This window comes from Fictibacillus sp. FJAT-27399 (assembly GCF_001510655.1).
Classification (GTDB): Bacteria; Bacillota; Bacilli; order Bacillales; family Fictibacillaceae; genus Fictibacillus_C; species Fictibacillus_C marinisediminis.
Genome location: NZ_LMVC01000002.1, coordinates 1,320,651 through 1,333,138, shown reverse-complemented (window position 1 = coordinate 1,333,138; position 12,488 = coordinate 1,320,651). Strand labels below are relative to the sequence as shown.

Annotated in this window: 13 protein-coding genes and 1 pseudogene; 6 read left to right on the top strand and 8 right to left on the bottom strand. The window is 38.8% G+C overall.

The annotated features are described in order from the left end of the window. Window positions 1–122: 122 nt before the first annotated feature. Window positions 123–419 carry a hypothetical protein gene (locus AR335_RS25505; protein ID WP_062235774.1) on the bottom strand — a complete coding sequence of 99 codons (297 nt, stop codon included), beginning with the start codon at window positions 417–419 and terminating at the stop codon, window positions 123–125. A gap of 158 nt (window positions 420–577) precedes the next feature. Beyond that, on the bottom strand, window positions 578–1,375 hold the full coding sequence (gene modA / locus AR335_RS11755) for a molybdate ABC transporter substrate-binding protein (RefSeq protein ID WP_062235772.1): 798 nt from the start codon (window positions 1,373–1,375) through the stop codon (window positions 578–580). A 148-nt stretch (window positions 1,376–1,523) separates the two neighbouring features. Here modA and AR335_RS11750 point away from each other — a divergent pair, with 148 nt between their 5' ends. From AR335_RS11750 to AR335_RS11735, 4 genes are all read left to right on the top strand, one after another. Next, entirely contained in the window at window positions 1,524–2,435 is a 912-nt protein-coding gene (locus AR335_RS11750; RefSeq protein WP_062235769.1) for a helix-turn-helix transcriptional regulator, read from the top strand. Window positions 2,436–2,568: 133 nt separating this feature from the next. Then, entirely contained in the window at window positions 2,569–2,880 is a 312-nt protein-coding gene (locus AR335_RS11745; RefSeq protein WP_062235766.1) for a glycosyltransferase, read from the top strand. 318 nt (window positions 2,881–3,198) lie between these two features. Further along, window positions 3,199–3,381, top strand: coding sequence for an aspartyl-phosphate phosphatase Spo0E family protein (locus AR335_RS11740; protein ID WP_062235764.1), 183 nt, complete (start codon window positions 3,199–3,201; stop codon window positions 3,379–3,381). Window positions 3,382–3,569: 188 nt separating this feature from the next. Beyond that, window positions 3,570–4,820: a helix-turn-helix transcriptional regulator gene (locus AR335_RS11735; protein WP_062235760.1), complete on the top strand. Its 1,251-nt coding sequence runs from the start codon at window positions 3,570–3,572 to the stop codon at window positions 4,818–4,820. A 44-nt stretch (window positions 4,821–4,864) separates the two neighbouring features. On the opposite strand, the gene AR335_RS11730 is transcribed toward AR335_RS11735, so the two are convergent. Then, window positions 4,865–5,518, bottom strand: coding sequence for a DUF2306 domain-containing protein (locus AR335_RS11730; RefSeq protein WP_062235756.1), 654 nt, complete (start codon window positions 5,516–5,518; stop codon window positions 4,865–4,867). Window positions 5,519–5,873: 355 nt separating this feature from the next. On the opposite strand from AR335_RS11730, the gene AR335_RS23990 reads away from it, so the two are divergent. Next, window positions 5,874–6,107, top strand: a complete 234-nt coding sequence (locus AR335_RS23990) for a hypothetical protein (RefSeq protein WP_156418943.1) — start codon at window positions 5,874–5,876, stop codon at window positions 6,105–6,107. On the opposite strand, the gene AR335_RS11725 is transcribed toward AR335_RS23990, so the two are convergent. From AR335_RS11725 to AR335_RS11710, 3 genes and pseudogenes are all read right to left on the bottom strand, one after another. After that, window positions 6,104–6,544 carry a cupredoxin domain-containing protein gene (locus tag AR335_RS11725; RefSeq protein WP_369795830.1) on the bottom strand — a complete coding sequence of 147 codons (441 nt, stop codon included), beginning with the start codon at window positions 6,542–6,544 and terminating at the stop codon, window positions 6,104–6,106. The genes AR335_RS23990 and AR335_RS11725 overlap by 4 nt on opposite strands. A 439-nt stretch (window positions 6,545–6,983) precedes the next feature. Next, a complete protein-coding gene (locus tag AR335_RS11715; RefSeq protein WP_062235746.1) occupies window positions 6,984–7,748 on the bottom strand; it encodes a SurA N-terminal domain-containing protein in 765 nt (254 codons plus the stop codon). 130 nt (window positions 7,749–7,878) lie between these two features. Further along, a pseudogene (locus AR335_RS11710) lies at window positions 7,879–8,802 on the bottom strand (hypothetical protein); the annotation flags it as partial. A gap of 790 nt (window positions 8,803–9,592) precedes the next feature. Between AR335_RS11710 and AR335_RS11705 the strand changes: the two are divergent. Next, a complete protein-coding gene (locus AR335_RS11705) occupies window positions 9,593–10,351 on the top strand; it encodes a hypothetical protein (protein WP_062235742.1) in 759 nt (252 codons plus the stop codon). A gap of 360 nt (window positions 10,352–10,711) precedes the next feature. Here AR335_RS11705 and AR335_RS11700 read toward each other — a convergent pair whose 3' ends face one another. Both AR335_RS11700 and AR335_RS23985 read right to left on the bottom strand, forming a co-directional pair. Beyond that, the gene (locus tag AR335_RS11700; RefSeq protein WP_062235739.1) at window positions 10,712–11,278 is read right to left on the bottom strand and encodes a site-specific integrase; all 567 of its coding nucleotides are present in this window, start codon (window positions 11,276–11,278) and stop codon (window positions 10,712–10,714) included. A 395-nt stretch (window positions 11,279–11,673) separates the two neighbouring features. Further along, a complete protein-coding gene (locus AR335_RS23985; RefSeq protein WP_156418942.1) occupies window positions 11,674–11,838 on the bottom strand; it encodes a hypothetical protein in 165 nt (54 codons plus the stop codon). Window positions 11,839–12,488 lie beyond the last annotated feature (650 nt).

Here is a 12,488-nt window from a genome sequence, read left to right as displayed (position 1 = left end):
CTTGCACCAAAAAGTAGGCGTTCACGCCGGTAAGGCTCACCGCACGCCCCGCGGAAAGCGAGCAGCCTGGAACGGAAATCAACAGCTTACAGACTTCTTGGACAGCCCCTTTACCTCTTCCATTACGATGCGGGTCCTCCTCTGCCTGAAGGAGCAGCTGGTGCACCCGGTGCGGCAGGTGTTAACGGCACAGATGCCCCAGCCTGCGCGGGAGTAGCAGGGGCAGGTGGTTTCGTTTGAAGCGTACCCTGAACCGGAGTCAATAAAGGACCAACAACGAGTGAGGTAGGCGGGGTATCGAAGGCCGAACCGGTTGAGATGGATTCAGCGTCACCGATCAATAAGATGGAGGAGATGCTGACACCCACAATATTGACCTCATGTACAGCGAGTTTGCGGTTGATCACTTTAACGTTCAATCCCTCAGCTCCTGTCCCAAGGTAGGAATGTGTAATGCATACTATATGTATGGAGAAGGCTAATTCTTTATGAATGTTTTTTACGCATACGCAGGCCAAAAATATATTATTAAGGAAAGGCAAAAGGCAGACCCACCGGTGAGAGGATCTGCCTTTTCTTAATTGATCTTTTTAAATCCGTATTTTTCAAGAGTCTTTACGGACGAATCGCTCTTAAGAAATGTATAGAATTTTTGTGCCTCTGCTTTATGTTTTGAGTCTTTGATGACTCCTAATGGGTAAACGATTGGAGAGTGAGATTCAGGATCAGCGGAAGCAGCTATCTTTACTTTTTTTGAAACCAGTGCATCTGTTCTATAAACGACCCCGGCATCGACATTTCCTGTTTCAACATAGGAAAGAACTTGACGCACATCCTTTGCATAGACCAGCTTTGGTTTTACTTCTCTCCATACCTTCATGTTTTTAAAAGATTCCAGGGCATATTGGCCGGCGGGCACGGCTTCAGGCGTCCCAATGGAGACCTTTTTAACAGAGTTGTTCGTTAAATCACTGAACGACTTTATCCCGGAGTCAGACCCTTTTGGAACAATCAGGACTAAATCGTTTCCTACTAAATCTGTCCCATCTTTCTTTTCAATACTTCCATCCTTTACAAGGGCTTCAAACTTGTCCTGAGCTGCAGAGAAAAACAGATCAACAGGTGCTCCTTGCGAGATTTGCTGCTGCAAGGTACCTGAAGCGCCAAAATTGAAGTGCAGGTTCACGTCGGGATGCTTTTTCTCGTATGTATGCTGAAGGTCTGTAAGAGCATCCTTTAGACTGGCGGCAGCAGAAATCGTTAAGTCGATTGTTTGTTTTTCTTTTGAAGCCTGATCCTTGTCCGATTGGCCCGTACAAGCCGTAATTGTCGTGAACAAAAAAAGAAGCAGAAGCAGGCTTACTGTTTTTTTCATGAGAAGACTCCTCCAATTACCAATATTCAATACATATTTATTATAACTGATTATAACTAGATATAACTAGTTATAATAAATGCGGTTAATCAGAATAAAAGAATACTTTTTCGATAAAAAAAGTTACACTTGGGAGTGGAGGGATTGTATGGATAAACCAGTATCATACACGATCGAGGAAGTATCCGCGTTGTTAAAAGTTTCTAAGCTGACTATTTATGATCTTATTAAAAAAGGTGAGATTTCGGCTTTCAGGGTCGGAAGGCAAATGAGGATTGACCATGAAGATCTTGTGGCGTATAAAGCAGGGAGCAGAACGGTAAAATCTTATTCCGAGAATGCAGTACCTGCGCTTCATTCGCATCAAACAGTAATCAGCGGCCAGGATATCGTGCTTGACTTGCTCAGCAAGCACTTGGAGCCTAAATTAAGAACACCTCCTTTAAGGCTGTATATGGGAAGCTTGAATAGTTTAATGTCGATGTATCATGGAGAGTGTGATCTTGTCAGTGTCCATCTGTACGATGGAGAGACCGCGCAATACAATGTGCCTTATGTAAAACGGATGCTGGTCAGCCAGCCTTTTGCGCTGATTAACTTAGTTTGCCGGAATGCAGGAATCTATGTGAGGAAGGGAAATCCTCTTCAAATCAAAACTTGGAGGGATTTGGCCAAGCCCGTTGTTACTATCGTCAACCGGGAAAAAGGTTCGGGTGCGCGGGTGCTGCTTGATGAGCAATTGCGGCTTCATCAAATTTCACATGTAAACGTTAAAGGCTATGAAACAGAGGTAACCAATCATCTATCTGTCGCCTCAGCGGTGGCCAGCGGACAAGCTGATGCAGGCATAGGCATTGAGAACGTGGCAAAGATGGCAGAAGTTGATTTTATACCGATGATTCAAGAACAATATGATCTTGTTATTTTAAAAACAAATGAAAATAAACATTTGCTTCATCATGTAATGAACACTTTGTCCTCTTCGGATTTTAAATCCCAGTTAAGCCAGCTGAAAGGCTATGATCTGCATCTTACCGGGCAAATCATCTATGAAACATAAGCGAAACCAGATTCTGTGCTTTGGAATCTGGTTTTTTCTTTTATCAATCTTAAGGAAGAGTTAAGCTTCTCCTTCTAAACTGGCTGTAAGGTTGCTTGACCAAAATGTTGGACAGGAGAGGATGAGATGAATAATGGAAAGAAAGATGAGCGGTATGTTTTCGGTTGTTATTCCGGCATTCAATGAAGAAGAGGTCATTGAACATACGTACCACTGGCTGAAATCGGTCATGGATTCCACAGGAAGGCCTTATGAGCTTCTCTTTGTGAATGACGGAAGCCGGGATGCGACCGCAGAACAGCTGCTGAAGATCAGACAGCAGGATCACCGTGTGAAGCTGATTGAGTTCTCCAGGAATTTCGGCCATCAGGTGGCCATCTCAGGTGGGATGGACCATGCGAGAGGAGATGCGGTCATCAAATGGGCCGCGGAAGTCAGGAAGTAACTGACTGGATTAAGAAAAAATGTGAAAAGGTTCCATCGAGTGAATGGAGTTCGAATGAAGAAAAGAACAATCTCCAGTTTGGACCTAATCAAAACCAAGCCCTTTATGTATACGAAGGATAACCTCAGTGGCTCCAAAAAGAGCCGCTGTTTTTTCTTTTTCGTAGAAGGTTGAGAAACTTCCCGCCAAATGACCTAGAGAATGGCTTGTTTTATATAATATTTCTCAACCTGGAAACCACGGTTTTTGCTACTATTGGATTATTTTTTGATTTATGATGGGGGTTAGAAAGATCTTAATCAATCAGGAGTGAACGGCATGAGTCCAGCCTTAAACAGGGAATTACTAGAGTTAATAGAAAATAAGAGAACTGAAGTGATTCATTCAGCAATGGAAAAGGGGTTTCATAATCAGGAAACCATCAGCCGAGGAAATGAACTGAATGAACTATTAAACTGTTATCAAAAGCTGCTTTCTATTCATTGCACGGACAGAATGTAGCGGTTTGCCCCTGTTTTTTAATACTCCCTCATCCTATTATTTTATTTCTCTTATCCTATTTTTTCCCTGTACTACACCTCCTTCTTTCCTAAACTCTCTTTCGTATATATGTTGATAGGGAAACATATGGTAGAATCTTTAGCAGAGAAATATTTTCTGTCTTTAATGATATGAGGGGGAGGCAGCACGTGATTGACGGCAAAAAAATCTATTTTTACAGAATTAAAAAAGGCTTAACCCAAAAGGCTGCCTGCGAAGGTATCTGTTCGGTTTCATACTTAAGTAAAATTGAAAACAACAGCATTACGGCAAGCCCTGAAATCTTACAGTTATTATGTGATCGGTTAGACATCGAAACCTCTTACGTGAGTGGAGAGTTCATTAATAATTTGAAAAAAGAGATCCATGATTGGTATGAAGATATAAAGTATAGGAATGCTGAAGATGCCCACAGGAAATACGAGGAACTGCAAATTCAAATGAATAATGTGGATGATCCGGATCTCATTAATTTGTTCCAAGTAATTTTAGTTCGCTATTATATTTATATAGAGGAAATGAGTAAAGCGAAAGAATTGCTGGTACAGTTGACAGATATGAAAAAGATGTATACAGAAGAAATTGAGTTTTACATTTTTCAATTTACAGGTCTTTATGAATTTTTACTTGATAACTATAAAACTGCTTTAGTTTATTATAAAAGAGCTTATGGACTGGCAAGAACACTTGGGGTTAAGGATCATGAAATTATCTACCAATTGACAAGCATCACCAACAAACTTGGCTATTTTTCGCAATCGCTTTTATATGCAAAGACTGCACTTGATGCATTTAATGCTGAAGCCAACTATGCAAGGAGTATTGATTGTCATATTTTTTTAGGAATTAACTATAGCCGTCTTAAAGATTTTGATACTGCAAGGTCTCATTATGTTACAGCATTAAACGCGGCAAATTTCAATCCAGCCTTAAAAAGGATGCTGCCAAACATCCTTCACAACATGGGCTACTCTTACTTTCAAGCTGGCAAATACGGCGAATCGCTGAATGTACTAAAAGAATGCCTGAAAAAGAGAAGGGGCATAAACACGGCAACTACAATCTGTCTCATTGCCTTTAATTATTATATGAAAAACGAAATGAAGGAAGCGAAGCAATGGATTAGCAAAGGGTTGAATGTGACAGATGAGGAGAATATAACAACGGGGTATATCCGCTTAAAGACACTTGAATATAAAGTTTATGAGCTTGATCATACTGAAGAATATCAGAAATTTATTGAAGAAAAGGCTCTTCCTTTTTTGGAGAAAATTCAAGATCGTCTTCATCTTATTGAACTATACGAGGAACTTGCCACATACTACTCTAATAAATTTTTATATAAACAAGCAAACCACTATTATGCAGCTGTGAACCAACTTTATAAAGAACATCTATGAAAGAAACAAGGAGAAAAAATGGAATCATTTTTTCTCCTTTTATATTACACAGAAAATCTGGTGTTCACTGATGCCGATCTCTTTCTTCTCACATACCACTCCGCCAGCCAAAGATTCATCAACATAGCAAGAAAAACAGCAAGTGGAAAGGCAAGAGGGAAGCCAGCACCTGCAACGACCGTAAGTAGGGGCAGAAAAATCCGGAACGTGATAAAAACGAGGGTAACTGCATAGCTGCGAATCATCCATTCCTGGTGGCTGTCGATCTTCCGTTCCCTAATCCTTTTCAATCCAACAAAGGCAGTAATGAACCAGGCGGCATCAAGGCATAAGAAACCAATCGTCGATCCTATGCCGCCGGTGGCATAAAACGCCAGGTAAATACCGGCAGGGACACTGAGAAAAATGGAAGACACATAAATTCTTCCTATGATTCTGTGGATAGAAGTCTTCTTTCGGCTCGCTTTTAAAAATTGAAAAGGTCCAGCTGCTAAAGCGATAGCGCCGGTTGCTATATGGATAAAGAAAAAAACCTGCCACTGGCTGTAGGGAAATCCAGAATCCTCAAGTTTTCCTGATACGATTCCCGACTGTTTGGGCCCGTACACAATGTACTGAATAACGATATAACCGATAAATAGAGCTACAACCAGATAAGAGAGCAACGCCTTGTAATTCATCCCCTTACGACCGCCCACATCCATTCCCCCTTCAATTCAAGACACTCACCCTTAAACTATAGTGTAATAAAAAGGATTTAAAAACATATTTTGTAAATAAATGAATGGTTTTAAACAAATATAAATTTCAAAGTTACGTTATAAATGAGTTAGTCTATCAAGAATATGGCTAACCTGCTTCTGCAAAATCATAATCTGAATCTGTCATTAATTCTTACTGCTCGCCAGAGAGGGAAACAAGTTTTAAAGAGGAGAGTAAGGAATATCTCAAATAAAATTCTTTGACCTCCTATTAGTGTATGCCGTAACTATCATCCACAATCAATAAGCTATCCTAAATAAAAAAGGGGCTGTCCAAGAAGTCTGGTAGCTGTTGATCTCCGCTTCAGGCTGCTCGCTTTCCGCGGGGCGTGCGGTGAGTCTCACCGGCGTGAACGCCTACTTTTTGGCGCAAGTGCCTGCGGGAGTCTCAACTGTCACGCTAGTCCCGCAGGAGTCTCGCACCTTGCACTCCAATCAACTTTTCATTGAAGATTTTTCACGTCAAAGGAGCTGCCTGAAGGTCAATATTCGACTTTCAGGACAGCCCCTTTTTTATGTTTGCTAATCAACAACAAGATAGGCGATCATGGGACCGTTGTGGGAGATATCGGCATGTGTCTTGCAGATCAGACGGTAAATGCCTTCTTTTTTAAAACGCAGGTGCAGAACCGTTTCTTTCCCTTTAACGACATTTCCTTTAACATTCGTTCCCTCAATATAAAACGGATGTTCTTTGCCATTCACTCCATAGATGCTTAAAGTTACAGGCTGATTGTGAGGGATATGGATGGTTCCGGGGTCCCAGCGGTAAGCTTCGATTTCCTTGCCATTATCAAGCTTGGACTTAAATTCCCCAGTGACCATGTTGATCACAATTCTTTTTGATGCCGCTGGAGAACCAGCTGTCTGGACCGCTTCCGGCTTTACAACGTACCATGTGCCGAGCCCGATACCAATACATAAAATAAAGGCAAGTATCCATTTCCTTGGAACATACAGCACTTTCAAACATTCCACCTCCATTAGCTTGTCTTTTAAACTATATGTAGGGTGGGCGGATAAGTTGTTTTTAAATATAAAAAAATTTAGTTAGAGAGGCTTTTTGGAGAAAGTAGATGCTGTGCAAAGGTGTAAATACAGCTAAATTGCAGTTCGCTTAATATATTCATGCTGTTTTGTTCGTTATCTTATTTCAGCACACCTTGTTTTGTTCACTATAGAAGTTCTTTTGAGGGCCGTTTATGCTTTGGGAAATTTTATTATCGAATTTAGAAATATATGATCGAAAATGCAAATTTATTATTGAAAGGAACGGATTTATTATCGAAATCCCAATATTATTATCGAACAGGTTAAACACGACAGGATTTGACCGGTTTCAACCGAATCATTCCTCAAAAAAAGGAGTGACTCAATTCAAGTCACCCCTTCTCAAACCGTATTAGATTTTAATATCAATTTTTGCGTTTTTCTTAAGAGATTTTACGTGGCTCATCAGTTTTTCCTGTTTCTTTTGCTGTTCGAGCTGCTGCTTAATCTGCGGTTTTACTTCTTCCAGTTTTGGAGGCTTTTGGCCTTTGCCTGTTCCCTGCTTGGCATACTGGTTGTAGTAATCCTGAATTTCTTTATCAGTTACTGTATCGGCAGGTACTTCTTTATCAATATATTTTTGAGAAGTAATGCCTTCCGCGATCTGAGCTTTTAACTGAGATTCAGAAAGGTTAGCCTGTTTGAGAGCGGCGGTAAAATTTTTCTCGCCTTTATATTGTTTTTTTGTTTTTTCAAGCTGAGCATTTACTTCAGCTGAGGATGCTTTATAGCCTTTTTTCTTGGCATCCTGCATGATCAGCGACTGTCCGATCAAGCTTTCAATCGTTTGTTTCTTTATCTGTTTTGCCGCTTCTTTAGAAGAAGGGTCTTGTCCCATCTGCTGCATCTGCATTTGGGAGGAGGAAAGAGCCTGGTTGTAGTCTTTGCCTTTGATTTTCTCATTGTTTACTGTCGCAACAACTTTTTTATTTCCTACTTTTTGAGCTTCAAGTTTTTTCTGCATTTCTTTCATTTGTTTTTCTTGCTTTTTCTGAGCTTGGGACGTTTTCGCTTTATCGTTGTTGTCCGAAGCCTTTTTCTCTTTATCATTTGATCCACAAGCCGTTAATGCTACGGCAAGTAAACACACCATTAGTACCGAAATGATTTTTTTCATCATTCCACTCCTTTCAAAACATCCTTGGTGCGCATTATAACGGATATAAGACAAAAAGGGAAATCAAAGGGTATTAGTCAGAAAAAAAGAAAAACTCACACGGTTCCATGTGTGAGTTTCTCCATGCGGATCAGATGATAAACATCGCAACAATGGTCGTTACAACGAGACCGATGACAACCGGCAAAAGATTTCTCCTGGCCAGTTCAAAAGGATCTACTCCGCAAATAGCCGCAGCAGGAATCAGCGCCCACGGAATCAAGGTGCCGCCACCTACCCAAATGGCTGCAATCTGCCCTAAAGCAGTAAGCACAGCTGCTCCTGCTCCAATGGAGTGAGCAAACAAAGCGGCAATTGAACCAGCAAGCGATATACCAGAAAAACCAGAGCCGTCGAGACCGGTGATAGCACCCACTACGGTTAGTGTAACGGCACCAACCTCCTTGCTTAATGGCACAACAGAAGCAAGAGAGACGCCTAAGTCGTTGACAATGCCGTGAGAGTGTTTTGGCAGAAAATCACCGATGATTTTTATAAAACCGGCATCTCCCAGGTAAAAGAAGGCAGCGATCGGAATGACCGGGCCAAATACTTTAAAACCGAACTGAAAGCCTTCAATCAGGTAGCTTGTTGTTTTTTCAAGCCCTTCATTTTTGTGGCTCGCCATGGTGATGAGCAGAAGAATGAACACGGAAGTTCCACCGATCAGTGCGGTCGCATCGCCGCCTTGAAGTTTAAGGATGTACATGGCGGCAACATCAAGAGCAAACAACAGAGGAATCAGCAAAGCAAACAAGCGTTTTTGGCCCTCAGAAAGAAGGTTTATTTGGCTCTGAGGCAGTTCTTTTGGCTCGGCTGCGGTTGAAAGTCCAGTAGCTGCTGTTAATTTTCCGGATTTTAAGTCGCGTTTTAAAAAGTAGAAAGCAGCTAATGTCGTCACAACTCCCATAACCGCCACAAGAGGAATGCTGGCATGAATGACTTCGCTGACCGGGAGTCCGGCAGCATCCGCTGTCAGTTTGGGAGCGGCCTGGATGACATAATCACCTGATAAAACCTCTTAATATAAAGTATTTTCAAAAAGGGTGTATGATGAAATTGCAGACTGTTAGGTTAGCCCCTGACAGTTTTTTTATTGCTAATAATGGACAAAAAAAGAATCCCTAACGATCTTTAAAGACCATTAGGGAAAAGTGCTGTTACCTTGCTATTACTGTTAACTGGTTTAGGTTAGGATATATTCAATTGTCACACCAGCTATTTTGCTGGATAGAATTATTCATGAAAAGGATTAAAGTAATTAAGTTCTTATTGCTTACGCTTGTCTCGTAAACTCGACAACTCTATTAAACAGATTAACTTATCTTTTTTGTCACTATCATAGCTATTATTAGAATAGTTATTAGTATTGGTGAGGTGATTTATCACCGAACTGGCGAAGCCATATCTTTTATCTTTATTACTGTTATAGAGTTTAGTTAAAGTTTTATTATCTTTATCTCTTTATTATATACCTCTTTGACGAATAGGGGTTTTACTGGTCACCACAGTAAATATTTTATAGTAATTTATTACAAAACGCTGTAACCATTGATATTACTGGATTTATTACGTTCGCAATTTAGTCACATTCATAAAAAAGTTAGTGCTTAGACCCTGTGAAGATTTTTAGTAATTTGTTAGTCACAAATTGAAAGTCCTTCAATCTGTGATTTTACTTGTGATTATTAAATCCTGTGAACCCTTGATATATAAGGCTTTTTAATGTTTGTTAATCACAATGGAAAAAGAAGGAAGTATGGTGGACTGTGACGAATTATGAAGTAAAAGGGAGGCGTAGCTAAATGAAAACTAAAATGAAGATGTCAGAAGTATCAAAGTATGAGGATTCAATAATTGCATTTTTTAAGTTCAGTCCATATATTGATAGCCTTATTGAGGGTAACCTTTATATGAATAACCTTCAACACTATATCGACCAAGAAAAGAAAACAGGTGACAGGGGACAAGGTGACAAACTAGAAGCGTCTCAAGTTTTCTCGGAAATTGAATTTAAAATGTATGACCAAGAAACTGGTGAGTTAGCTTTTACAGGAACTAGTGAAAGTATGAACTTACGAATTGATGGTGATGAGAAGAAACCAGTTTTCTGTATTTTCGCACTAACTAGTGATAATTTATCAATGGTCGAAGAGACAGACGAGTTCTACATAACGGAAATGAATTTTAATGACGAAGAAGTTGAAAAAATGATAAATGAGTTTGGAGATCAACTTGCAATAATAGACCCTAAGAACTTTATAGAAAGAGTAGAAAAAGCGTTTTCTGAAAAGGGCTATGGTTATGTAATGTCCAAAGTTAATTATGATGACTATACAGTAAATAATACAAAACGGTTGGGATCATATAGAAAAAATAACAATGAAATTTTCTTTTGGAAAGATAAATATTTTGAAAACCAAAACGAATATAGATTTGTTATTACTAGCATTGAAACTGATGAACCTATTACAGTTAACATAGGTGATATTAGTGACATAACTACTAAGTACAGTGCTAAAGAATTATTCAGTGGTAAACTACAAATTCATTTAAGAAAATAGAAAAAGCTGAAAGCTGTTAAGATTATCCTTAATAGCTTTTATTATTTATTTTCCCTGTAAAAAATTGCATTTAACTAAGAGAAAATACTATTTCGTATTTATGCTTTATTGGGCATTGATAACGCTTCCTTGCCAGTTGTACATACAGCCCCTCAGAAATATTTATTTGCCTAATCCTATTGGTGTAAAGGTTTTTAGTGTTTTTGCTTTACGGTCAACAAGCTAATCATTTGGCATTAAAACAGCTATGCACAATGTCACCTTTTAAAGCTGATCTATTGTTAGTGAAATAAAGTTGTATATAAAAAAGAGGCTAACACTGGTTATAGTGTAGCCCTTTTCTTTGCCTAAAGTGTTGCCTCATAATACGAAATTAGATAAGCTGTTTTCAATTTCTTCGTCAGTAATCCCGATATATCGTAAAGTGATCTCAGGGTGGGAGTGGTTAAGAATGGTTTGTAATGTTGCTATATCTTTGGTTTGTTTATAGTACCAATAACCAAAAGTTTTACGCATTGTATGAGTTCCAATACCGTCAGGAATATCAACCATTTCAGACGCTTTATTAAGCTGTCTGTACGTTTGTATTCTACTTATAGGCTTATCACCCTTACGAGATGGGAACAGCCATTCAGTGCCTTCTAATGTCCCTATATAATCATTTAGTTCCTTGTATATATTCGTAAGGTGGATAGTGCGAGGCTTTTCTGTTTTTCCCTCTTTAACAGCTAGTTTCTTTTTCCCCTTAATGTCACTGATCTTTAATTTCAGTAAGTCACTTACCCTTAATCCAGTATTGATACCTATAAGAAACATTATGTAGTCACGTTCACCACACCATTTTTTTAGTGACCATTTCATATCATTTAATTGTTCCAGTGATCTAATAGGCTGTACATCTTTGATTTCTTCTTTTTTGCTACTCATTTTTATAACCTCTTTCAACATCAATAAAATCAGTATTTTGAATGTAACATATTTTTGTTTTATCTCAGTTTATCACTAATTTCCTTTATGTCCAGCATTTACAGTGAAATGAATGTAACTTTTTATCTATTATGTTACATTTATTTTTGTGAACCTTTCTTTTTTTAGAAAGGATTATAAGGAAATCGGTAGAATTTTAAAGATAGGAAAAAATTTCAAAATAAAGAGGGTGAAAATATGGCAACTGAAACTTGTTAATGGTGTGATGGTACAGGACATGATTTTGATACTGACGGTCCTTGCAAGAAGTGCGGTGGATCAGGAAAAGTTGATTACTAAAATTATATTTAAAAACAAGGGCATAAAAACCCTTGTTTTTTTCATTAAAGGATAAATTAAATAATGCTTTCCCATCCGACTTGCTTCATACAATCAATATAATCTTGTTGACTTAATCTTTCCCTGGCTAAACTACGAATTTTTCTAACCCACCCCCGCTTTTCTACAACATCAAAACCTTTTTGTCTCCAAAAATCTACCTTATCAGCATATTTACTCATACAATTTTCTCCCCTTTAAAAGTTTTATATATATAACTACGTTTTAGATCAAAAAATCTATAATGGTAATTTTAGTAAACGTATTATTAAAGGGTGTAAGAAAATGATTCAATCAAAACTCATCACTAATGATTGCCCCTTGTTAACCCACTAAGAACAAGGGATAGCCCACAATCAAAAGTGCCAATCAATAGAGAAGAGATAAAAACAGGGTGTAAATAGGTACGTCACGTAAATACCCTAACACAGCCCACAGTACAGTCATACAGTACGATAGACAGTAGGTAATATTAAGACATAGCAACAGCGACAGGCAAGGCACAATGCAAATACAACAGCACAAGACAAGGCAAGGCAAGGACGAAGCGAACGGACAGACAGCGACAACAATGAACTAATGAAAGAACGGAAAGAAACGAATGAAGAAAAGAAACAAGGGAAGAGGCTATATATCCACAGTGGAATAGTAGGACCAGTATAGCTATAAGGCAAGGTAATGGGGTATGCCCCAGCCTATGGGAAGCCTCCCTACCAAATCCCCTCGTCTGATACTTGCAAAATATACACCATATTTTCAAAACTTTTTTGAAGGGGTACTTAGTGATTTTGCTTTTTCATTTTCCCAATTCCTCAAAAAAATTTTTTCGCCA

Bases quoted from the DNA above. Each gene is read 5' to 3' on its own strand.
- AR335_RS11715 (WP_062235746.1), bottom strand. From the start codon at position 7,748: ATGAAAAAAATCATTTCGGTACTAATGGTGTGTTTACTTGCCGTAGCA.
- modA (WP_062235772.1), bottom strand. From the start codon at position 1,375: ATGAAAAAAACAGTAAGCCTGCTTCTGCTTCTTTTTTTGTTCACGACA.
- AR335_RS23985 (WP_156418942.1), bottom strand. From the start codon at position 11,838: ATGAGTAAATATGCTGATAAGGTAGATTTTTGGAGACAAAAAGGTTTT.
- AR335_RS11700 (WP_062235739.1), bottom strand. From the start codon at position 11,278: ATGAGTAGCAAAAAAGAAGAAATCAAAGATGTACAGCCTATTAGATCA.
- AR335_RS11705 (WP_062235742.1), top strand. From the start codon at position 9,593: ATGAAAACTAAAATGAAGATGTCAGAAGTATCAAAGTATGAGGATTCA.
- AR335_RS11750 (WP_062235769.1), top strand. From the start codon at position 1,524: ATGGATAAACCAGTATCATACACGATCGAGGAAGTATCCGCGTTGTTA.
- AR335_RS11745 (WP_062235766.1), top strand. From the start codon at position 2,569: ATGGAAAGAAAGATGAGCGGTATGTTTTCGGTTGTTATTCCGGCATTC.
- AR335_RS11740 (WP_062235764.1), top strand. From the start codon at position 3,199: ATGAGTCCAGCCTTAAACAGGGAATTACTAGAGTTAATAGAAAATAAG.